The organism is Paracraurococcus lichenis (assembly GCF_030657435.1).
Taxonomy (GTDB): Bacteria; Pseudomonadota; Alphaproteobacteria; order Acetobacterales; family Acetobacteraceae; genus Paracraurococcus; species Paracraurococcus lichenis.
The window spans coordinates 12,372-33,755 of sequence record NZ_JAUTWS010000057.1; the positions used below are offsets into that span (position 1 = coordinate 12,372).

Genomic DNA, 21,384 nt, shown 5'->3' on the forward strand with positions numbered 1-21,384 from the left:
GGTTCATGCCGCTTTCTCGGTGACGTCCCGCAGCGGTCATCATCTCTCTCGGTACCAGCAACCCGGCTTCGTGTGTGACCCAGTATCGAACTACTCCACGCCCGCTCCCAGGTCTGCATAGTGTCGGCGAACACTTCCGTGCGTGGTGCGGCGACTTGCCTGCGCACATGAATCACTCGGGATCGTCCCCGCGCAGGATAGAGAGCGCCTCGACTAGCCGGGCCAGCTCTACCTGGCCCGACGTCCCGGTCTTACGAAAGATGCGGGCAGCATGGGTACGGGTGGTCGCCTGCGCGATGCCGAGCGTGGCACCCACTGACGGTAGCCCGCCACCACGCGCCAGGAGTACAGCGACTTTCGTCTCGGCGGCGGTCAACCCGTGCAGCGCGCGCAAACGTTGCTCCGGGAATCGGGCCGTGCCACTTGCCGCGGCCGCTTCGGGATCATGGATTACGATGACCACCCAGGCGGCCGTCCGCGGCAACAGGGCACGGTCCATATCAGAAGCCGCCGCGGCCCGCTCCGACAGCGGGGACACCAAGACGCGCAGCGCGGCGCGGCCGGACGCTGGACGCTCCAGTGCAAGCGCTCCGCTCTCGCCGGGATCTGACGCGGCCACTGCCACGAGACGTCGTAACCCGGCCGTGGCCGCCGGTGTGGCCCCACGCAGGGCACCGCTATGGCCCAGAGCCATGCCATCCCCCGCATGCAGCAGCGCCTCACCCGTGCGGTTAGCCCATGCAAGCCGGCCGGCTGCGTCCACGACGATCACCCCGGCCGCGATCCGGTCGAGCGCGAGCGCAGTTGCCGTCGTCGCAGCCGGCGCAGGGGCCAAGCGGCGCCGCATCTCGACCGCCCGCGCGAGGTGCGGCGTTGCCCAGGTGAGCGTTGCCCTGTCAGACGCGTCGAAGTCCGCAGTGCCTCGCCTTCGCGTGGCGATGACCATCGGCGCGGCGCCCATAACCGCTCCGGGAGGGAGCAGCACCATCAGGCTGTGATCGTGCCCATGTGGCCGCGCCCAATCGTTGAAGAATTCGCTCCGTTCGAACGCATGGCGCTCGACTAGGTCGTGGTCGGCGTGCACACCGCCAGGTCTGGTTCGCACGAGCGCCGGAACAATGGGGTCAATCCACCTGAAGTGTTCGAGGTAGGCGCGCAGGGTCTCGGGGTCGGTGTCGGTCGCGGCACCGCCGATCGCAATGGCTGTATCGGCGTCGCGCACCACGATCCCCGACATTGTCGACCCGAGCGCGTCAGCCAGCCCGCGAAAGGCGGCGGGCCAGGCAGCGGGGTCCAGAGCCGCGTCGTAAAAGGTCTGGAGCAGCGTGTCCGATGCACGGACGGAGACCATCACATCCTCCTGCCTCCGCCCGAGGCGCTATCGTTCACGAATTGGATCCCGTGGCTCCGTGCAGATGCAAGGGCTTTGTCGCGCTAGGCACACTCGGTGGATTGCGTGGTGCGGTCCGCCGGGGCGGTTCTCGGCCATGCTGATTGTTCCGCATAATGGCGCCGGACGTAGTCCGATCGGCTGACGGCCGACGACCGTGGCGACAGGCATCGTTAGCCTTGGGTCACAGAGCGACGCGGGCATCGAATGCCCTGCTGGGCCCCACCGCAAGCGCCGGCTGCGCCGTTGGAAGAATCCGGATGACCATTTGCTATGAAGACTGGATTGCCTTTCATGCCGAGCGCCGGCCCAACGCCACGGCGTCCATCGACTTGGCGACCGGCCGCCTCACCTATTGCGAACTCGAACGCCGGGCTGCCGCATTTGCGGGACATTTTGGGCGCGCCGGCGGCGCGGCACTGGGCGCGCGCATAGCGGTGCTGGCGCAGAACACGACCAAGATCCTGGACGTCCAGATTGCACGCTTCCGCCTGGGCGAGCCTTTCGTTTCGTTCGGCTGGCGGTTAGTGTTGCCCGAGCTGGCCACGATCGTCGCCGACTGCTCACACGTGGTGATGGCCCACGACGCTGGGTTCGCTGAACAGGCTGAGCCACTAGTGAGGCGTCGCGGCATCACACACCAGCTCGTCCGGGGCGAAGCGGGCCGCCCCTACGAGCGGGCCACCCCCGAGGAACGCTCTCTGGGTTCCCTGCGCCGTGCCACGCATCAGGACGCCTGCACCAGCCTGTACACTGCGGACACGACCGGCGTGCCGAAGGGTCCTACCATCCGCGGTTCGAAGGCCAAACATCGAATCCTGAGCTGTCGCCGGATGCCGAACGGCCGCCATTGGCTGTTCCCGATTGGAGGTCCCGCATCACGCCCCCTCACGCGCACCGGTGTCCTGTGCCGTAGCCCTGCGCCGCTGTGTGATGCCGGATGCCACGGCTCACGGTCCACCATCGCCACGAGGAGAACAATGCGTGGAGGCTCTCAATCGCCGGGTTGCCCTGGCCACCGGGCTAGCAGCTTCGGCCGCCTTCTTGCCGTGGCGCCGGACGTCGGCCCAAACGTCCGGAGATGCCTCGGCGGAACAGAGGTTACGGGACCATGGTATCCAGTTGCCGCAAGTGGCTCCCGTTGCAGGCGTGAACAACGTCCCAATAGTGCGCACAGGAAACCTCATCTTCCTATCCGGTCTAGGACCTGCCAAGCCCGGAGGCGGTCTGTTCACTGGCAAGGTGGGGCGGGATGTGACGGTGGAAGAGGCGTACCAGCATGCGAGGTTGACAGGGCTGGCGCTCCTCGCCGTGCTGCGGACAGGCTTGGGAAGCTTAGACAAGGTCACACGTGCGGTGAAGGTACTGGGGATGGTGAATGCGGTACCCGAGTTCGCCGACCATCCGAAGGTCATCAATGGCTGCTCGGATCTATTCATCGAGGTCTTCGGCGATCGGGGACGTCACGCGCGCTCGGCCGTGGGTATGGCGTCGCTCCCGTTCGGCATCACCGTCGAGATCGACGCCATCTTCGAAGTTTCTTAAAACGCCTATCCAAGCTCCTCAATCTCCAGTGTGGTTGGGAACTGACAAGGCCGACTTCAGCGACCTGCTTTCCATGGAACCTCTCGAGAAGAACCTAACAACACCGCAGCCCGCCAGCTTGCGGGTCGCCCGCGCATTTAAGAAAGCAGGGCACAAGTTGCTGGTCGCCGGCACGTTACGCGAGAACTGAGGAGCAGGTCGGATGGCAGATGCGGCAGACGCCTCCGGAACGGGTAATGAAACATCGCCTACCAGATCTGAGCAGGCTTCGTCCGGGAAGTTGCGCAAGGTGATGTGAGAGATCTTTGGGTGGCATTGGCGAGCGTAGCCAAGACGCGGTCAGGCAAATCTGGAAGGTTGAGGATGGCGACGTCACGCATCATTCTTGCGGCAATCAGCTTGGCTCTCGCGTGCACAGGTATTACCCGGGCACAAACATTGCCAAGTACGCCTGGGACGGCGCTCCTCGAGCGCGGACGCTACCTTGTAGAGATCGCCGCCTATTGCGCGGCGTGCCACGGCACGCGCGGGCTGGACGGGCGCATCGTCGTAGGAATGGAACTCGCTGGTGGCCGCGTGATGTCCGAGCGAGGCTTTCGTGCGGTCGCACCGAACATCACTCCTGACCCGGAGACTGGTGTTGGGCGCTGGACGGATTCCGAGCTCGCCACCGCCATCCGGGAGGGACGCAGGCCGGACAACTCGCGCATCGGGCCGCCCATGCCCGTCGAGCTCTACCGCGGCTTGTCGAACACCGACGTGTCGGCCATGGTGGCCTATCTCCGCAGCGTGCCAGCGATCCGACACGCGGTGGTCGAGCGGTCCACCTACCCCTTTACTCTCGCCCCATCTGGCCCACCAGCGGCAAGAGTGCCTGATCCGCCTAGCAACAATGCCGTGGCACGCGGCGCTTATCTCGCTGGGCCCGTAGCGCATTGCATGGACTGCCACACGCCGCCATTGCAGAACGAGGGCCGCGACTGGTCACGTATCGGCGCTGGAGGGGTACCTTTCGAGGGGCCCTGGGGGATGGTGGTTGGGGCGAACATCACTTCTGATCTGGAGCAAGGCATAGGTCGATGGTCAGATGAGCAAATCCTGCGCGCCATAACACAAGGTATCTCAGCTGATGGGCGGCGGCTTGCCCCGCCAATGAGCGGCCGCGCGCCTATCTGGGCAAGGCTGACCGAAAGCGACAAGCAGGATCTCGTAGCTTATCTCCGGTCATTGTCGCCGCAGCCATCGAGAACGCGGTGACGGTTCAACTCTTTCCACTCGCTCCACGGCGGCCGGTTCCGCATGTGTAGGCAGGATTGGACATGGCAGGATTTCGGCAACATGGCTGGACTGAGGCAAGCGGCTCTCGTCTCTAATGATGTTGTTCGACGCCAATTAGGAGAGGCTTGCTGCGATCGCTGCCAAGCGGTCGCCAAGGCAGACATGATCAAAGCCCTGCCTTTCGCGATGCTCGAAGGTTCCTCTAGGCATGCCGGCGATTCTGATGTTGCGACGTCGCTGGCAGCCAGCTCCATACATTTGGATAAAGTGGCGGCCCCATGAACCCTGCGACGCTGACGCTCCTAATCGATCGGGTGGTGGACGAAGCAGATGTTCCTGGCAGTGCTGAGGCGCGCTCGGAGATCCTCGATGGCGCGGCCCGCTTTGCCGAACGACGTCTCATGCCACTGGCGACAGTCCTTGACCGCAAAGGCTGCCGTCTTGAGGATGGGCGAGTTCATACCGCTCCCGGCCATGCCGAGGCGTGGAGGGCCTATGCCTTGGCAGGTTGGACGGGCCTCACTGTACCCGAGGCTGCTGGCGGCCAAGCACTATCCCTGACCACGGCAACCGCAGTCCAGATGCTCATGGATGCCGCAAATCCAGCCTTCGGCATCCTCGCCCTTAACGTCCGCTGTGCCGCTCGACTGTTGGCTATCCATGGCGACGTGGCGACGAGAGCGCTGTGGCTGCCGCGACTAGTCGACGGATCCTGGAGTGCGACGATCTGCATTTCCGAGCCACAGGCGGGTTCGGATGTTGGGCGGATCCATACCCGAGCGGCCAAACAGATTGACGGATCCTGGCGTGTTTTCGGTGAGAAGTGCTGGATTTCATATGGCGATCACGACCTGACCGACCGCATCGGCCATCTTGTCCTGGCCCGTCCGGACGGGGAAAAGGTCACCGGCGGTACTCGGGCACTAACGCTCTTCCTTGTGTCGGATACGCTCGAGGGCGGAGTACGAAACGGCGTCGCCGCGACCCGGCTGGAGGACAAGCTGGGCGTGCGCGGCGCCCCGACCTGCTCGATAGTCTTCGATGGCGCGGTGGCCACGCAGGTCGGGCCGTTGGGCCGTGGACTACCGACATTATTCGCGATGATTGCGGCCATGCGCCTGGGCGTCGCGGCCCAGGGTGCAGCCGTGGCAGGGCGTGCTGCCGAAATTGCTGAGGCTTACGCGCGAGAGCGTCGCCAGGGCGGTGATCCCGGCACGCCGCCAGTGCCCATCATCATACACGCCGAGGTTCGACGGCTGCTACTTGCCATGCAAACGAGGGCGGAGGTGGCCCGGCTGATTGCCCTCCAAACCGCCGCGTGGCTCGACGCTGCCGACGCTGGAGATAAATCTGCCGCAGCGCGGACTGCGCTGCTCCTTCCGCTTGCCAAGTCACTCGGGGCTGAGGCCGCATTTGTCAACGCCGACGATGCCATCCAGGTGCTGGGCGGGGTGGGCTTGGTGCGAGAGGGGAAGGTGGAGCAATTGCTCCGGGATTGCCGTGCACTGTCGATCGTTGAGGGTACAACTGCGATCCAGGGAATCGACTTGCTGTTCCGTCGTGTGTTGTCCGCGGATGGCATAGCTTCGCTACAAGACCTCCTCGACAATCTTGAGCCTCATCCAGCATTGGTAGAAGCGGTCCTGGACGTAGCGTCCTACCTGGCTGGAGCCTCACGCCGGGCGCGGGAAGCTGCGGCAGTTCCATTTCTCAAGCTGCTCGGCCTCGCCTGCGCCGACGGGTTGCTGCAGCGAGCCGCGCGTCGTGCGGGCCCTATAGCTGGCCGCTACGCGGCGCTAGCAGCCTTCCATGGGGCAGAGGCCGAAGCGCGCGCCGCACTGCTCGTTGCGCGCTGCACCCGTGCCGACCTCGATAATGCCTTTGCAGCGTTGTTCCCTGACTACCCCGCCGACATCGTTCTGGATCTGGCGGAAGGCAGCAGCCCTCAGCGCTGAAATCGGAGAGCACCCACATGGAACCGCAGCTTGGCACCGCTGAGCCACCGGCGTTCTTCGTGCCCACCATGCAAGCAGAACCTCTCCCGAGCGGTGCATGCATCGCTCGTTCGAGTGAGCCACTCGGGGAATATATACCGCACATTTTGAGCCACTTGTTCAGATGGGCAGACCAGGCTCCTGATCGTCCTTTCCTGCAGGAACGCGCAGGAGGGACCTGGCGGGGTGTCACCTATGCTGAAACTGCTAGCTGTGTTCGACGGATCGGCGGGGCCTTACTCGCCAAGGGTCTGGGGCCTGAACGACCGGTTGTTGTGCTGTCGGGCAACTCGGTTGACCATGGACTGCTGGCCCTTGCAGCACAGCTTGTCGGTGTGCCGCTTGCGCCGGTGTCGCCCGCTTACAGCTTGGCGAGCGCGGACCTTGGTACGCTGCGCCACGTGTTACGCCTGTTGCAACCTGGCTTGATCTATGTCGGCACAGCCCAGCCATTCGTGCGTGCTCTTGCTTTGGACGAAGCCGCGGTTGAGATTATTGCTTCCGACCCGACAGGACTGGCTCGAGCGCGGCCCTTCTCAGATCTGATGAAGCAGGGGCCCGAGGCTGCATGCAATGTCGTTGTTGACCCAGACGCGGCTGCAAAGATCCTCTTCACCTCGGGCTCGACCGGCACACCGAAGGGTGTGATCACCACGCATCGAATGATGGCAGCCAACCAGCAGCAACTCCTCCAGATCTGGCCATTTCTCGAACGCGAGCCGCCAGTGCTGCTCGATTGGCTACCCTGGCACCATGTCTTCGGCGGGTGTGCAAACTTCAACGTCGCCCTGCGCTATGGTGGAACGCTTTGGATCGACGACGGCCGGCCAATGCCAGGTGCCGACCTGGAGAGGACGCTGCGGAACATGCGCGAGGTTTCGCCAACCATGTCGTTCAACGTCCCCCGAGGCTGGGCTCTGCTGTTGCCATATCTCGAGGCTGATGCGGCATTGCGGCATGTCTTCTTTAAGCGGCTGCGCCTGATGTTCAACGGCGGAGCTGCGCTACCCGAAACGCACCGGCGGCGACTCGAGGCCTTGGCAGACGCGTATGCGCCTCGAGATGTGCCGGTCGTCTCTGGTTGGGGTCTTACCGAGACCGCTCCTGGCATTACGATCGGCCCAACACGTGGTACTCCGCCAGGTGCGATAGGCACGCTGCTCGCTGGGATCGTCCTGAAGCTGCAGCCCGCCGACGACAAGTTCGAAGCGCGGGTGAAGGGCCCGAACGTCACGCCGGGATATTGGCGCGACGGAGGCAACAATGCACCTACGTCCTTTGACGACGAGGGCTACCTCCTGACCGGCGACGCTGTCCGCTGGATTGATGCGGCGGAGCCCTCCGCCGGCTTTGTCTTTGACGGACGGCTTGCCGAGGATTTCAAGCTGAGCACAGGTTCACGCGTCTACGCCGGTGAAATTCGTCTTCGTGCACTCGAGGTGCTTGCCCCACTCGCGCGAGACGTGGTGGTGACCGGTCAGGACCGTGACGAAATAGGACTACTTGTTTTCCTACGCGATGATCGACGTAATGAGGATCTGACGGGCGAGCTGCGGGTGGGATTGGAAAAGCTGAACGCAGCAGCAAAGGGCGCTACCTCGCGCAAGATCGGGCGAGCCCTGCTGCTTTCGGAACCGCCCTCGCTCGACGCCGGAGAGATGACGGACAAAGGCTCGCTGAATGTCCGTGCCATTCTGATGCGCCGAGCTACTTCCGTTGAACGACTCTACGACGACACTTGCGCTGAGGTCGTCAGGACGTGAGATATTTTTCGGCTGAGGTTAAAAGTTTTCCATGGTCAAAGCCTTATGCCTGGGGTGCTAGCGGGGAAAATTCACGGCGTTCCCAGCGGCTTCATTCCGGCGGCCGGGTAGGTTGCGGCCCGGTTGTGCGGCCACGGCTGCGCGACGCCGGTTTTGATGCCGGGCGTCGGGATGCGGATCGCGGGTCTGGCGGGTTGCGAGGCTTGGTCTCTGGCGGGGCACGATGCCCCGCCGTTCAGCAGATGAGCCGCGGCAGGCGGTCCAGCACGAGGCGGATGATGGCCTGGTCCGGGCAGGCCGAGAGGAGGTGTAGCGCGATGCGGGTCTTCAGCTCGACGATCCGCACGGCGAGCTTCATCAGCCTCAGGCGCAGCGTGTCGAACTGCGCGACGCGCCAGGCCGAGCGCTTCGGCATCAGGCTGCGCATGGACCAGAGCAGCCAGTAGGCTCCGGTGTGCAGCATCAGGCGGAACTGGTTGGCGGTGGCCCGGCAGCACGAGGTGCGATCGGCGGCCAGATGTTGCTTCCAGGCTTTGATGTGGTTCTCCGCCTGGCCGCGCTGGCAATAGAGGTCCTCGTAGAGTGTGCGCGGACTGCCGCCCGTCAGGCTGGTGACGACAAACCGCGTGTCGGTGCCGAGCGGTCCGGCCTCGACGCGGGCGACGATCCGCTCGACCCGCGACCAGCTGCGGGCGCCGTCGTGGAACGCCTTGTAGCGGCGCAGCTTGCCGTCGCCCGGGTGTGCCGCCTGCCGGACCGCAGTGCTCTGCTCCAGCGCCAGGACGTGCTGGCGCAACGTGCTGCTGGTGGCGACGCCGAGGATGAAGTCGAGGCGGGCCTGGCGGCAGAAGTCGAGCACCTCCGGCGTGCAGAAATGGCTGTCGCCGCGGAGCAGGATCTCAACGCGCGGCCAGTGGCTGCGGATCTCGCGGACCAGGCGACGCAGGAAAGCACGCGCCTCGGCACCGGTCGGACGCTTGGCCGGGCGCAGCATGGCGGTGACCGGTCGTCCCTCGCCGTCGAACACCAGCAGCGGCTGGAAGCCGTAGCCGTCGTGGTAGGCGTTGAACAGGCGGAGTTGTTGCTCGCCATGGACCGGGTCGAAGGTGTCGTCGATGTCGAGCACGATCCGCTTCGGCACCTGCCGGAAGCTCGCGCAGTAGAGTGCGACCATCGCCCGCCCCATGCGCAGCAGGGCACGCGTGTCCGGCAGGTTCTCCAGCCGCGAGATGGTCGGCTGCGAGCACAGCGCCGTCGCCCCGGGCAGCCGATCGAGCGCCAGCTTGAAGGCCGGGTCATGCCGCAGCGCCGTCGCGTCGTTGCCGTCCTCGTAGCCGGCGGCGATCATGAACAGCCGGAAGCGGATGATGTCGGCCAGCCGGTGCGTGACCTGCGCGGGCGCCCGCGGATCGTCGAGGCAGGCGGCGAGCCGGTCGGCGATGCCGAGGCGGCGCTCGATTTCGCGCAGCGCCAGCACGCCGCCATCGGAGGACAACCGCCCGCCGTCGAAGCGGGCCACCAGCGACTTGCCGCCGACCGGTGACAGACCGGGCAGCGGCAGGGCATTCTCAACCTTGGCGGGCATGGTCTCCGGCGAGCGAAGGATTCTGGGGTCGCAGCCGAATCCTACGTAGCTTCAACGGCTTGCACCATGCCCGTCAGCCCGCGTGAATGATCCGGGCTAGCGGTGCTCGAATGCACCCGGCGCTAACGGAACAATGCGGGGCTTTGAGAAGTACGCGAAGCGTACTGCGATCCTGGCCGAACGCACATCCCTAGCCTCCAGTGCGTGGGGCATAACAAAGGAGGCGGCAATGCCGCGTTTGGCTCTCTACACGTTCGCCGTAGGAAAGGGCGTCTGGGGCTCGGACATGCTGAGCGGCTTCGCCGCCGCGCTCCCCTCTGTTTTCGCCGAGGCGGGGCGCTCGGACGGCTTCATTGCCACGGCCCAATCAGCAAAGCCAGACCCTGCACGCCCCGCTTTTGGACAGGTCTATGGGCGATGGTGTCTTTTCGCCGTTCTACGGTTCTACGATGGAGGGATCGTGCCGGGCGAGGTCACCCAGGCCAGCACCCTCTCGCTCTGGCGCGACATCGAGGCGGCGCGCCGCTTTGCCTATAGCGGCCTACATAAGGCGGCGCTCGCCAAGCGTGGGGAGTGGTTCCGCAGGCCGGAGTGGCCTGCCTACGTCCTGTGGTGGGTGGACGATGACGAAACGCCGACTTGGGAAAATGCTTGTCGAAGGTTGGAGAGGCTGAACGACCTGGGACCGACCTCCGCGGCGTTCAGGAGCCGGCGCGGGCATTGACATTGAACCCGCATAGAGAACCGTCAGTGTCAAGCAGGTCGCCAACACCTTGAGGCGGGAGGATCTTCGCAAGGCAGCCTCGCAGCACGACCTGCGCTCTGCTCTGGGCTGTACCCGGGGCAAATTCCAGGGCACGCAGGTGCAGCAACGGCTGAACCGGCCCGGAAAACCGCTGCTTTTCAGGAAGTTCTACCGTTGCAGCAGCGCCCGCATCACGGCGGCGCCCGTGAATTTGCCCCAGGTGCCTCCGGGCTATCCTTAGTAGCGCTTTACGAATACACTGCTAACTGCCGCTGGCCAACTCGCTTTAGTTCTCGACTTAGCTGCATCGCGTGAAGCATCGTGCATCTGTAGGCAGTGATCTGCGCGCGGCATCGACCAAAACACGGGGAGACATCCATGTCATCGATTGTCGAAGTAGCTCAAAACTTCTTCAAAGCGTGCGATACTGGCAAGGGCTGGGAGGTGTGCAGCGCCTACTGCACGCCCGCTGCCACGTTCACGGCGCAGGCGGAACCGCTTGCGAACCTGCGCACTCTGCAGGAGTACACTAACTGGATGAACTGGCTGATGAAGGTGCTGCCCGACGGCCACTACGTCGTGAAGTCCTTTGCAGTCGATGAGGGACGGCAGAATGTGTCGGTCTTCGGCGTGTTCTCAGGCACACACACGGGTAAGGATGAGCCATGCCCACCCACCGGAAAGACGACCCACACCGACTATGTCTATGTCATTGAGTTTGCCGGAGATAAAATCCGTCACATGACCAAGATCTGGAATGCCGGTTGGGCTATGAAGGAACTTGGCTGGGGCTAACGCTGGTAGTGCAGCCAGAGCCACGCACGCCCGATCATGCTCTTGCGCAGCAGCGGGTTGCCGGCCTTCGAGATCCCCTGCTCCTGGTGCCGGTCGCCGCTGGCGTAGGGGCTGGGCGCGAGCCCTGCTTAGACGGCGATCGCTACCGAAGTTGGTTTTGTGCCCTCAGCATTGGGGATTAACCTGCGCGCGCTTCCCCCTCGCTTTCGACCGCGGCCTCGGCGCGGAGACGGGCGCACCGCAGGTGTGGACCCAAACCATCGCGTCCAGCCAGCCCTTCAATCGCGCGCATGATCCCACAAGCGGTGCTACAACGCGGGTAGCGCACAAGCGCGATCAGGCCGGCATCCGGAGCCGCGCCCACTGCGGATCACGTGGCAATACCCTCGTTATCAAAGCGCTGGTTGATCGCCTTCGTGAGCCCTGCCATGATCACGTACATCCGGGGCTGTTTGCGTACCGCTGGATCACCTCGCGCTATGTTTAAGGGGGGATGAGTCCGACGGGAAGAGAGGCGTGCAGCATGCAACAGTCACCCACAGTCAAACTTCTCGAGGCGATCCTGGCCGCCTTCAACACCCGCGACGTGGACCGCGTGATGGCGTTCTTCGCTGAAGACTGCGCATTGGAGATGCCGCGCGGGCCGGATCCGTGGGGCAGCCGTTACGAGGGCTTCGGCTCCGTGCGCGAAGCCCTTCGCGGCCGTTTTGACGGCATTCCAGACATAACCTACGGCGATGATACCCACTACATCGCTGGGGAGACCGGGATGTCGAAGTGGACGCTCCGGGGCACGGTCGCGGCGACGGGTGAGCGGATCGAGGTGCGCGGCTGCGACTTCTTCGAGTTTCGTGACGGCAAGGTCGTCAAAAAGGACTCGTACTGGAAGATCGTGGAGCCCCGCCGGAGATGATGTCACAGAGCTGCGGTGTGGCAGTGATGCTCAGCCCTGGCGCGCCGCCTTCCGCCTGGCCTTCTTCAGGCCAGCGAGGGCCGCTTCATTCAGTAACGGGCTGGCCTTGAACTTCACCGTCGCACCCGCCTTGACCTTGACCTGCTAGCCGGTGCGCGGGTTCAACGCGGTGTGCGCCTTGGTTTCGCGTACAACAAACCCGCCGAACTCTGGGAGGGTAAAGCGGCCGGTGCTGATGATCTCATCTCGGATCGCGCCGATGATGTCGGCGGCAAGCACGCCGGCCCGGCTGGCCGGCATGCCGGTGGATTCAACGATGACATCGGTTAGTAAGCGCTTGGACAAGGGGCAACTCTTTCACGCGCCGACGCACCATGCGGCGGCGCCGCTGATTGCCTGGACCTGCAGCCCGGCGTCAAGGAATTGCGGTCGCGGGCCGTGCTCGCCTCACGCCTCCGATGGGTTCTGCATGCCCGGCCAATTGACACCATGACTGCTACGCGGCGTGATCGGTCTCGATTGGGTAGAGCCCGAGCTCGCGCCGCAGGTGGCCGTAACGCATTGGGTCCATCGCGCGACGGTCCTGCAGCAACACCCGCAGCGCCGCGACGCCGGCCGGGGTGAAGAAAGCGCGTGTGCCCAGGATGCTCACCGGCTCGGGCGAGAGCGCGACGAGGCCACGCTCGATCAGGCCAGCCACCACCTTCGGGATCTTGGCCGTGCCCGCCTGCGGGCCGGTGCGCCAGCGGCGGAGAAAGATGCCCTCGGCGAGCGACGGAAAGCTGCCGAAGCGCTGGCCGAACTCACGCCGGATGAGCTCGCGCTCGGCGGGGCTGAAGGTGTTGGCTTCGGAATGAGTCATGCACCCAGACAAGGCCATCGCCCGCCCTCGCCGCAAGGGCTCTCGCACGCGCCGGTCAGATGTTCCGACCGGGCCCCGGCGTGGTCAGTGTTTGTCCGGGCGGAGGCGGACGGCCCGCGCCAGGTGCGGGAAGCCTGCCCCGCATAGGTCACCGTCGTGCCCAGTACCTCCGAGACGGAGGCAGTCGTCGGCGAAGGCGTCGAGCACACGGGCAGGCCAGCGTCCGGCCCGAAGCGGGCGACCAGCCTGGCAAGGCTGTAGCGGCCAACCCTGTCGCAGGTTCGGCAGTCGTCCAGGACCGCGGCGCCGGGGTAGTCGCGCAGGAGCCGGGCGCCGCTGCCCCGGCCACACTCCGGCAGTGGCGCCGGCGCTCACCGTGGCTGCCGGTACGGCGGCAGCGCCTCGTGCTCCAGCCAGTAGGCGATCAAGGGCGTGATCGTGCCCGCGACACCGAAGGTGCCCCCGCCGGACAACGGATGGCCATCCATGTTGAAGTTGCAAACATGGTCGCCCGGCGGGCACTGGACGGTGGCGCCGCGATAGCTGTAGCTCGACCCTCCCGAGGCACCAGCCGCGACGGTTTGGATGCGGAGTGGTAGTGAGGCCGGGTCGTTGGTGGTCCGCACGGCGCCGCTCCAGCTGACTCGCCGCAAGAACGAATGGTCCTTGTTGCAGGATGCGAACCGCGCCGCCACGGGCTGGTGCTCTGTTGTGGCACGGCGGTTGGGCAGGTCGGCGCCGGCTGGACCTGAAGCAACGAGCAGGCTCTGAACCGAAGCGTCGCCATGCTGAAAGACACAGGCCGGTATGGGGTGGTTTTCATTGGCCTGCGCGCGATTGAGAATACAGTATCGCAGCTCATAAAAGAAGCATTAATACACTCCGAGAGCGGCACAAATTACAAATTGACGGCGTATCATAGCTTAATGTACCCTGTTCAGTACTATATGGTACTATGCTTGTGCTTCGCAAGAAGAGGCGAAGCGGGCCGAGCAGGAGCTTCCACCTTCCCACCCGGCCCTGACCACCACCCCGCTTATCAGGAGCAGGACCGTGGCTCGTTTCTCCATAGACCAGTCCAGCCGCGACCGTCTCGCCGCCATGCCGGGCGTGACGATCATTGAGCACCCCTCGCCGCACCACCCGGGCGATATCGCGCTCGTCACGGCCGGGCTCCGCTGCTGCGAGGTCTTCGCCGACGGCGCCACGTTCCGGGCGGCGTACCACCTGCGCTACGGCGAGTGGCTGCCGCTGGCCGAGGGCGTGAGGGAGGACGCGGCCTTCGCCGCCGTGCTCGCCTTCCTTAGCCTGGTCGCCACCGTACCGCAGCACTACGCGCCGGCGCACGACGCGACCGAGCGGAGGGCCGCGGCTGAGGTGCTGGCGGCCTTCTCGGGCGTCAGCGTCACCTTCAGCCGCGCAGCAGCAGCGTAGGGGAGGGCAGGGCCATGGGCACCACTCCCAGCCTGCCGCCCGTGACGCTGTCGAGCAACTTCCTGCGCTCGGCAGCCAGCAGGGTGGACCTCACCACCGGGACCGGGCGCGCCAGCGCCCGGCTCCTCGTCGCCATCGAACTCGGCCGTACCATGGAAGCCGAGCACCTGATCCGGGTCTGCCGGGCGCATGGCGTCCGCCACGTCTGCGCCGGCCATCAGGCTGCGCATGCGCTGGCCGCGCTCGCCATCCCCGTTCTGCCCGAGGTGGAGGGTCGGCACTGATGACCGCACCCATGCTCAGCCGCGGTGTGCTGCACACGCCGAGCACCGTCACAGAGCTGATGCGCCTCGCCGAGGTGCTGGCGCAATCCAGCCTCATCCCGCGCGATTACCGAGGGAAGGCTGCCGACATACTCGGCGCCCTGCTCTGGGGTCACGAGGTCGGCCTCGGTCCGCGGCAAGCTTTGCAGGGCATCGCCGTCGTGAACGGCCGCCCTGCTATCTGGGGCGACGCGGCACTCGCCCTTGTCCGCGCCCATCCCGCCTGCGCCAGCATACGCGAAGGCGTGGAAGGCGAGGGCGACGACTGCCACGGCTGGTGCGAGGTCGTGCGCCGGGGTCACCCGCCGGTGCGGCGGACGTTCTCGGTCGCCGATGCCAAGCGCGCCCGGCTGTGGGGCAAGACCGGGCCGAACGGGCCGACGCCCTGGGTAACGTATCCCCAACGAATGCTGATGTTGCGCGCCCGTGGCTTTGCTATTCGCGACGCCTTCCCGGACGCGCTGTGCGGCGTGATTCCGGTCGAGGAGGCGGCCGACATAGCGACGGAGCCGAGGGATGTGCCGAATCTGGCGGCAGCGCCGGCTGCCGCTGAGCCTGCCGTGGCCAACCCGGTGCCGCCCGCCTCGGCAGTGGCCGACGCCGCCGGCGATGCGGCGCCGGGGAACGACAACGCCGCCGTGATTAGCTGGCGCGCTATGGCGTGGCCGATCTGCAGCCGCGACGGCACCTGCCGCGACATGGGCGATCCCGACCTGTGGGAGGCCGAGTTCGCCCACCGCATCCGCACCGTCGAGCGGCACCCGAAGCTCTCCGCCGCGGCCAAGGTTGAGACGATCCACGCCGTGCTGGCCGCCAACCGCGAGGTGCCGGACTGGCTGCGCGACGAGCGTGACCAGGGCGCGGCCGTGGAGGCGATCGAGGGCTTGTTCGTCGAGGCGCTGGGGGCCGACGCCGTGACGGGCTGACGCAAGGCGACATGGGGGTGGGCAGGAAAGGAGGCCTGCCCGCGCCGCTCCAGCCGCAAGTCGGCCTGCGCTGCAACACGGCCGCAGAACAGCCGGAAAGGTAAAAGCCGGATATCGCCGACGATGGACCGAGGAGGCCGCGCGCGGCGCAAAACTCAAGAGCTTTGCAGCACAGGGGGTAGCACCTTATGTGTCCAGTCAGCCGCGCTCTCGAATGCTTTGGCGAGCTGGAGTACCCCGAGATCGTCACGCCAGCTGCCGATAATCTGGAGGCCCATTGGCAGGCCTCGCGGGTCGAAGCCAGCCGGCATGGCAATCGTCGGCAAGCCGCACAACGTTGGCAGAGCCACCACCTCCATCCAGCGGTGGTAAGAGTCCATTTGCGTGCCGTTGATCTCTTTGGGCCAAAGTGTCTCGGCATCAAAGGGGAACACTTGCGCGGTCGGAAGTACAAGGTAGTCGAAGCGCTCGAGCAATCCGCGGACGGATTGGTACAGCTCAGAGCGGGCAACCGATGCGGCAAACACCTCGTTGCCGGACAGCCCCATCCCCGTCTCGACCTCCCAAATTGCTTCCGGCTTCAAGTGGGCGCGCTTCGCCAGATCGGTGTAGAGCGGCTGCAGCGTGCCCGCGGTCATCCAACTGCGCAGCGTGACGAAGCTGTCCCAGATCCGCTCGCGTGGGAAGTCCAGCTTGACGTCCTCGACGATACAGCCGAGCGTCCCGAAAGTGCCGAGTGCGCTTCGACACAGGTCCAGCACGCCGGGCTCAAAGGGAAGCTGCTCGGCGAGGCCACCCAGCCAGCCAACGCGCAGGCCGCAAACGTCCCGCTCCAGAGATTGGGCAAAGATTCGAGGGTTTTCCTCGAGCGAGAGCGGATTGCGCGCATCCGGGCCGGCCATGACGGCGAGCAGCATGGCGGTATCAGCGACGCTGCGGCCCATCGGACCCTCAGTGCCGAACTGCTGGACGAAGACCTCGGGTGTTGGCCCGTACGGCACGCGGCCCCTTGAGGGGCGGAGGCCAACCACATTGTTCCAACCTGCCGGGTTCCTCACGCTACCCGCGGCATCGCTTCCGTCCGCCACTGGGACCATCCGCAGCGCCAGCGCTACCGCGGCGCCACCACTGCTGCCGCCCGCTGTCCGCGAGGGATCGTAAGCGTTGGTCGTCGTCCCAAAGACGGGATTGTAGGTTTGCGACCCGAGTGCCCACTCTGGAGTGTTCGTCTTGCCGATGATGATAGCGCCTGCGGCGCGCATCCGCTCGACAATGATGGCATCCGTTTGCGGGACATGATCTTCAAACAGCGGCGATCCGAAGGTGGTACGCAACCCTGCCGTGGCGGCAAAATCTTTCACCGCGTGGGGGAAACCGTGCATCCAACCCATGGGCTCCCCGCGGGCAAGACGGTCATCGCGCTCCCGCGCCTCCGCCACCAGGGCCTCGCGTGACCGAAGCGACACGATGGCGTTGGCGGTCAGGTTCATGCGTCCGATGTGGTCAAGATGAGCCTCCATCACCTCGCGGCAGGAGACACGCTTCGCATGGATCGCGTGTGAGAGTTCTACCGCGTCCAGCATCACCAAGTCAGACATACCGCTCGCTGGTGGCAGGTCGCTGGCTTCCCTGAGCCCACCCCGACCTTCCACTGCGGCCGCAGTTAGGCCCAGCTCTGGCTTGCCTGTTGACATGTGCTTTGTCCTCCCGCTGGCCGATCGTTAGCCCGAGGCCGAACACTAATCGCTCCTTTTAAAGAGCAGTCGTAGCATTCTGTCCCCGATTTCGTTCGTGCTCCTGTAGCGCCCGAGGCATGCCCGTCGGAGGCGGACGTCGGACCCCACAGTTCCGGATTGAGTTTCGTGTAATGGAATCGAGAGTTTCGCACCACCAGCGGTTTGCCCGCCGGTCAGCGGCCTACGTAGTGCAGAAATCCAGTACGAATGTCCGGTCAGGATCGCCTGCCGCGGTAGCGCGCCTGCCGGAGGCGACAGCCATACGGGCGGCACCCATTCGTCATCAGCCTAGGCTGGTGCGCGACTGGTCTGCCCTGGCATGCTCGCGTGATGGCAGAGGCGTTGGTCATCGGTGTGGAAGACCCGTTGCAGGCAGCGGTCGCGGCCCTGCTGGCCCATTCGAACGTAGTCGCGGCCCGGCTCTACCCGTGCGGACGCCGCCGCCCGACCACGCCTGAGGCCGTGACAGCGCCCGACACCCGCCTCCTTGTCGCGCGTCGGGATGGCGTAGCGGTCGGCCTGGGCGTCGTGATTGTACGTGGCAACGGCACGGCCGAGCTTCGGCGCATGATCGTGGACTAGCGAGTGTGGAGACAGGGCATCGCCACCACCTTGCTCCGCGCGGGAGAGGCCGAGGCGAGACGCGCCGGCGCCGGCGCGCTCATGCTGGAGGTCGGCATCTGCAACACGGAGGCGCAGGCCCTGTACAGGCGCGCTGGTTACGAGGCAGGAGAGCCATTCCCGCCGCATCGGGCATCGTCCGACAGCCTCTTCCTGCAGCGACGCATTTGATAGCTCCATGCAGGCGGGAAGCAGAGATCGCGGTTCGGGTCCTCGCGGAAGGGAGATTGTCCACAGCGTTTTGAATTCGGCAGTTCCGGTTCCGCGCTTCAGCATAGCCAAGCGGCCAACGGTCCGGCACGACCAGGGTCGGCAGCACGATGCCGAGCGACACCGCGCGCCGGCCCTCGTTCTCAGACAGCGGCTCCAGTGCGGAGGCTGGCGCGCCGCAGGCGCAGGCTCGGAGGACAGCATCCAACCAGCCGCCGGCCCGCGCCTCGCTCACGCGCATGACACCGCAGGCGGCGCTACAGTGCGGGCAGCGGGTAAACGCTGTCAGGCCGGCAGTCCGAGCCGGGCCGCTGCAACCCGGAGGCGGTGGAAGGTCTGTTCTGCCGGCATTGAAACCACCAGCCTCAACGTGTGTCGGCCCTGGTCCGCATCGTGCTCACTTCGCCGCCTGGACGACGTCCACCGTGGCATAGCTCACGTTGTAGACCTCCATGCCGACCCCGTGGGCAGCGCCGCTGTTCCACCAGGTCTGCATGCCGACGCCCGGCGCCAGCCATTCGCCGCCATGCGCGCCATCGGCCGGCACGTTCTCGGTGATCGCATCGCCGTACTGCTTGCCATCCACGTAGAAGCGGATCTGTCCCGGCAGCCACAACATCGCATAGGTGTGCACATCCAGGACGTTGACGCCCTCGTAGCGCACCGAGCGGAACTGGTTGTCGCCACTGCCGCCTTTCCAGTGAACCGTGCCGTAGGGTGTGCCGTCCTCGAGCACCTCCATGACGTCGAGCTCGGGCCCCGGCCACACATCGGTGCCGGGCCAAGCCTGCGCGTAGGGGCCCGGCTTGGCCGCGCCCGTCACCTTGAGCGTGAAGCTGTAGAAGCCGTAGCCCCAGCCGCCACCTGGCGCCTGCGAGCCGTACCCCTCTGGCCGGGTCATCGCGCCGCTGTCCTGGTTGTCGGACGTGCTGGACAGCGTGATGACGCCCGGCCCCGGGCACCGCACGCCCGGCCCCCAGACGTTGGACAGCAACCCCGTGCACTTGCCCGAGGTGAAGTCCTCCATCCATTGCACCGTGAATCCTGGCAGGCTCGGCGCCGTTTGGCCGGCCGCCGCCTGCGCCACAACCTGCCCCGCAGCCGCAGTGGTGTCGTGGCCCTGCGCCGCAGCTGCCGCCAGCAGCGGGTTGCCGGCCGTCACCGCCGCCGCTTGGCCCGGAGTGAGTTCGGCGCCGCGGCCGCCGTTCAGATACTGCCGCACCGCCGCCAGTTGCTCGTCGGTCATGCCGCCGCTGGCCGGCGTATCGCCCGATAGCACCGCCTGCGGCGCCCCACCGGTCTGCGGCCCGGCCCCGGTGCTGGCCATCGTGGTGCTACCGCCCACCGTGCCCACGGTAGTGCGCCCGCTGGCCGTGTAGGCTGCCACCCCGGTGAAACTGACGCTGCTGGCACTGCTGCTGTTGTAGAGCGCCAGCGTGCCGCCACTGACCGTCTGGCCGTTGTAGGTCATCCCCTCGACGAAGACGTTCCGGTCCTGCTTGCCGGTGGCCATGACCTTGTTCGGGTCGGACCAGTCGGCGTTCGCGTCGAAGGCGTCCTCGAACACCACCTGCACGTCCGGCTGCCCGGCACCCCAGTTGCCGCGCAGCGTGACCGTATCCGCGCCTTGCCCGCGCAGGGCACTGACGGCGAAGGTCCCGGCCGGCTGGCCGTCCACCAGCACCGTCGCTACGGCGTCGCCCTGGTACCGCTGCTGGCTCACCTGCAGCGTCAGCGCGTCCGGGCCGGATCCGATGACCGTGCTCTGTCCCGCCGCGGCACCGCCCGCCGCGGAGAAGGTCGCGGTCTGCTTGATTGTGCCGGACAGCAACCCGAGCGCGATTTCCGCCGCCGTTAGCGGCCGGCCGTTGGTGGTGGTGGTCTGCGCCAGCGCCGGGCCCATGGAAGCGACCGCCAGCAGGGCGCCCGCGAGCGTCATCCGCATCCGCATCATCGCCTCCCTCAGCCCGTCCGCTCGGCGGATCGCATCAGCACGAACAGCACCAGCACCCCGGCCAGCACCGACCAGCCGCTCAGACCCCCTGTGCGCGTCTCGCCCAGGATGCCCAGCACCATCAGCAGCGCCAGAACCCGCATCGCCACCTCCCTTGCCTAGCGCATGAGCGCGGCCACCACGGCCCCGCCCACCACCGCACCCGCCACCCAGGCCAAGCCCATGGCCCACGCGGCTCGCCACACCGCAGCGGTGTCCGCCGCCCGTACCAGCCGCCGCGTCTCATCCCGCAGCGCCAGGCCGTAGTCCTGCGCCCCCTGCCGGTGCACCGCTTCCAGCCGCGCCAGGCCCTCGCGCACGAAGGCCATGAAGTCGGCTTTCCAGGTCTCGCGCTCCTCGGCCGTCATCGGCTCCCGCGCACCCGCCACCAGCGCGCGGATCTCGCGCACCTGCGCCGGCGCCAGCCGGGCCGCCGCGGCATGGCAGGCCAGCACCAGCCGCACGCTGTCCCGCTGCACGCCCGGGTGGGCCAGCGCCTCCCGCAGCAGCGTCTCCACCTCGGCGGCAATCGCCTCCACCGTCTCGGGCTCGGCCATTGCCCTGGGCTCCGCTGGGCCAGCGGACGCCGGCACCGGGGTCACCACCGCAGCGGCCGCCGGGGACTCTGGCGACCTCGGCCGTGCCCGCATCGCCTCCCGCAGCCGCAGGACCGTGTCGCGCAGATCGGGGCGGCCGGCCGCGGTGGCGATCACGGCCGTACCCAACTGCCGATCGGCGCCCACTCCGGGGCCACATCCTCCATCCACAGGCCGAGTTCGGTAGCTGCATCGCCATCCACCGGCGCCACGCCCTGGCGCCACTCGGGCACCCGGCCGTGCCGCGCGTGCCCGAACAGCAGCCCCTTCCGCTCGACCTCGAGCGCCACGTCCTGCCGCAGCGCGGGCATCCACACCTCGGCCGCGCCGGCCCGGAGTGCCGCTTGGTAGATCGGCTGCCCGCGCAGGCCGTCGTAGGCATCCCACCCCTCGCGGGCATGCGCCCCGTTCAGGACCATCGCCGTTGCCGTGGGCCGCACCCCCAGCGCCTCGAAGGCCTGCAGCAACGCCAGGTCGTGCGCCCGCGGCGTCCAGTGCCAGAGCATCACCACGGCCACCCCGCGGGCTTCCAGCCGGGTGAACAGGCCGCGGTCGCGCTCCAGCACCGTCGCCAGGGCGTTGCTGCCGCCGCCGGCATCCAGCAGCGTCACCGGCGGCGGGTCGTTGCCCTCGGCTTCCAGCAGGATGCCCCGCGTCAGGTCCTCGGCGTCCTTA

General features: G+C 66.4%; 21 protein-coding genes and 3 pseudogenes. 13 read left to right on the forward strand and 11 right to left on the reverse strand.

Annotation, left to right across the window (positions count from 1 at the left end; genetic code table 11):
• Nucleotides 1–172: 172 nt before the first annotated feature.
• Nucleotides 173–1,351: a helix-turn-helix transcriptional regulator gene (locus Q7A36_RS30740; protein ID WP_305107607.1), complete on the reverse strand. Its 1,179-nt coding sequence runs from the start codon at nucleotides 1,349–1,351 to the stop codon at nucleotides 173–175.
• A 299-nt stretch (nucleotides 1,352–1,650) separates the two neighbouring features.
• On the opposite strand from Q7A36_RS30740, the pseudogene Q7A36_RS41720 reads away from it, so the two are divergent.
• From Q7A36_RS41720 to Q7A36_RS30760, 5 genes and pseudogenes are all read left to right on the forward strand, one after another.
• Nucleotides 1,651–2,166 (forward strand): annotated as a pseudogene (locus Q7A36_RS41720) (AMP-binding protein); the annotation flags it as partial.
• A gap of 157 nt (nucleotides 2,167–2,323) precedes the next feature.
• Nucleotides 2,324–2,935: a RidA family protein gene (locus tag Q7A36_RS30745; protein WP_370655730.1), complete on the forward strand. Its 612-nt coding sequence runs from the start codon at nucleotides 2,324–2,326 to the stop codon at nucleotides 2,933–2,935.
• Between the two features lie 363 nt (nucleotides 2,936–3,298).
• Nucleotides 3,299–4,192, forward strand: a complete 894-nt coding sequence (locus tag Q7A36_RS30750) for a c-type cytochrome (RefSeq protein ID WP_305107608.1) — start codon at nucleotides 3,299–3,301, stop codon at nucleotides 4,190–4,192.
• 299 nt (nucleotides 4,193–4,491) lie between these two features.
• Nucleotides 4,492–6,168 (forward strand): acyl-CoA dehydrogenase family protein, encoded by a 1,677-nt coding sequence (locus Q7A36_RS30755; RefSeq protein WP_305107609.1) that lies wholly within the window; start codon nucleotides 4,492–4,494, stop codon nucleotides 6,166–6,168.
• Nucleotides 6,169–6,185: 17 nt separating this feature from the next.
• Nucleotides 6,186–7,970 (forward strand): AMP-binding protein, encoded by a 1,785-nt coding sequence (locus Q7A36_RS30760; RefSeq protein ID WP_305107610.1) that lies wholly within the window; start codon nucleotides 6,186–6,188, stop codon nucleotides 7,968–7,970.
• A 235-nt stretch (nucleotides 7,971–8,205) separates the two neighbouring features.
• Here Q7A36_RS30760 and Q7A36_RS30765 read toward each other — a convergent pair whose 3' ends face one another.
• Nucleotides 8,206–9,555, reverse strand: coding sequence for an IS1380 family transposase (locus Q7A36_RS30765; protein WP_305107611.1), 1,350 nt, complete (start codon nucleotides 9,553–9,555; stop codon nucleotides 8,206–8,208).
• Nucleotides 9,556–9,784: 229 nt separating this feature from the next.
• Here Q7A36_RS30765 and Q7A36_RS30770 point away from each other — a divergent pair, with 229 nt between their 5' ends.
• Both Q7A36_RS30770 and Q7A36_RS30775 read left to right on the forward strand, forming a co-directional pair.
• Nucleotides 9,785–10,279 (forward strand): DUF3291 domain-containing protein, encoded by a 495-nt coding sequence (locus tag Q7A36_RS30770; protein WP_305107612.1) that lies wholly within the window; start codon nucleotides 9,785–9,787, stop codon nucleotides 10,277–10,279.
• A gap of 399 nt (nucleotides 10,280–10,678) precedes the next feature.
• The gene (locus Q7A36_RS30775) at nucleotides 10,679–11,095 is read left to right on the forward strand and encodes a nuclear transport factor 2 family protein (protein ID WP_305107613.1); all 417 of its coding nucleotides are present in this window, start codon (nucleotides 10,679–10,681) and stop codon (nucleotides 11,093–11,095) included.
• Here the strand turns inward: Q7A36_RS30775 and Q7A36_RS41725 are convergent.
• Nucleotides 11,092–11,211, reverse strand: a pseudogene (locus Q7A36_RS41725) (transposase); the annotation flags it as partial. The gene Q7A36_RS30775 and the pseudogene Q7A36_RS41725 sit on opposite strands and share 4 nt — an antisense overlap.
• A 407-nt stretch (nucleotides 11,212–11,618) precedes the next feature.
• Here Q7A36_RS41725 and Q7A36_RS30780 point away from each other — a divergent pair.
• The gene (locus Q7A36_RS30780) at nucleotides 11,619–12,008 is read left to right on the forward strand and encodes a nuclear transport factor 2 family protein (RefSeq protein WP_305107614.1); all 390 of its coding nucleotides are present in this window, start codon (nucleotides 11,619–11,621) and stop codon (nucleotides 12,006–12,008) included.
• 30 nt (nucleotides 12,009–12,038) lie between these two features.
• Here Q7A36_RS30780 and Q7A36_RS30785 read toward each other — a convergent pair.
• The 3 genes and pseudogenes from Q7A36_RS30785 to Q7A36_RS30795 all read right to left on the reverse strand — a co-directional run bounded on the left by Q7A36_RS30785 (nucleotide 12,039) and on the right by Q7A36_RS30795 (nucleotide 13,496).
• Nucleotides 12,039–12,353, reverse strand: a pseudogene (locus tag Q7A36_RS30785) (HU family DNA-binding protein).
• 151 nt (nucleotides 12,354–12,504) lie between these two features.
• On the reverse strand, nucleotides 12,505–12,870 hold the full coding sequence (locus Q7A36_RS30790; protein WP_305107615.1) for a hypothetical protein: 366 nt from the start codon (nucleotides 12,868–12,870) through the stop codon (nucleotides 12,505–12,507).
• A gap of 371 nt (nucleotides 12,871–13,241) precedes the next feature.
• On the reverse strand, nucleotides 13,242–13,496 hold the full coding sequence (locus tag Q7A36_RS30795; protein WP_305107616.1) for a hypothetical protein: 255 nt from the start codon (nucleotides 13,494–13,496) through the stop codon (nucleotides 13,242–13,244).
• A gap of 427 nt (nucleotides 13,497–13,923) precedes the next feature.
• On the opposite strand from Q7A36_RS30795, the gene Q7A36_RS30800 reads away from it, so the two are divergent.
• The 3 genes from Q7A36_RS30800 to Q7A36_RS30810 are packed head-to-tail and all read left to right on the forward strand — an operon-like array spanning nucleotide 13,924 to nucleotide 15,553.
• Nucleotides 13,924–14,304 carry a hypothetical protein gene (locus Q7A36_RS30800; RefSeq protein ID WP_305107617.1) on the forward strand — a complete coding sequence of 127 codons (381 nt, stop codon included), beginning with the start codon at nucleotides 13,924–13,926 and terminating at the stop codon, nucleotides 14,302–14,304.
• A 14-nt stretch (nucleotides 14,305–14,318) separates the two neighbouring features.
• Nucleotides 14,319–14,588, forward strand: a complete 270-nt coding sequence (locus Q7A36_RS30805) for a hypothetical protein (RefSeq protein WP_305107618.1) — start codon at nucleotides 14,319–14,321, stop codon at nucleotides 14,586–14,588.
• A complete protein-coding gene (locus tag Q7A36_RS30810) occupies nucleotides 14,588–15,553 on the forward strand; it encodes a recombinase family protein (RefSeq protein WP_305107619.1) in 966 nt (321 codons plus the stop codon). The genes Q7A36_RS30805 and Q7A36_RS30810 overlap by 1 nt, the downstream gene beginning before the upstream one ends.
• Nucleotides 15,554–15,708: 155 nt before the next feature.
• Here the strand turns inward: Q7A36_RS30810 and Q7A36_RS30815 are convergent, their stop codons facing one another.
• Nucleotides 15,709–17,247, reverse strand: a complete 1,539-nt coding sequence (locus Q7A36_RS30815) for an amidase (RefSeq protein WP_305107620.1) — start codon at nucleotides 17,245–17,247, stop codon at nucleotides 15,709–15,711.
• 372 nt (nucleotides 17,248–17,619) lie between these two features.
• Here Q7A36_RS30815 and Q7A36_RS30820 point away from each other — a divergent pair, with 372 nt between their 5' ends.
• Nucleotides 17,620–17,871 (forward strand): GNAT family N-acetyltransferase, encoded by a 252-nt coding sequence (locus tag Q7A36_RS30820; RefSeq protein ID WP_305107621.1) that lies wholly within the window; start codon nucleotides 17,620–17,622, stop codon nucleotides 17,869–17,871.
• A gap of 3 nt (nucleotides 17,872–17,874) precedes the next feature.
• Entirely contained in the window at nucleotides 17,875–18,081 is a 207-nt protein-coding gene (locus tag Q7A36_RS41730) for a GNAT family N-acetyltransferase (protein WP_370655731.1), read from the forward strand.
• A 436-nt stretch (nucleotides 18,082–18,517) separates the two neighbouring features.
• On the opposite strand, the gene Q7A36_RS30825 is transcribed toward Q7A36_RS41730, so the two are convergent.
• The 4 genes from Q7A36_RS30825 to Q7A36_RS30840 all read right to left on the reverse strand — a co-directional run.
• Nucleotides 18,518–20,065, reverse strand: coding sequence for a family 16 glycosylhydrolase (locus tag Q7A36_RS30825; protein ID WP_305107622.1), 1,548 nt, complete (start codon nucleotides 20,063–20,065; stop codon nucleotides 18,518–18,520).
• Nucleotides 20,066–20,082: 17 nt separating this feature from the next.
• Nucleotides 20,083–20,223, reverse strand: coding sequence for a hypothetical protein (locus Q7A36_RS30830; RefSeq protein WP_305107623.1), 141 nt, complete (start codon nucleotides 20,221–20,223; stop codon nucleotides 20,083–20,085).
• 9 nt (nucleotides 20,224–20,232) lie between these two features.
• Complete coding sequence (locus Q7A36_RS30835) at nucleotides 20,233–20,670, reverse strand: hypothetical protein (RefSeq protein WP_305107624.1); 438 nt, start codon at nucleotides 20,668–20,670, stop codon at nucleotides 20,233–20,235.
• 152 nt (nucleotides 20,671–20,822) lie between these two features.
• On the reverse strand, nucleotides 20,823–21,384 hold a 562-nt coding region (locus Q7A36_RS30840; protein WP_305107625.1), incomplete at its 5' end, for a hypothetical protein.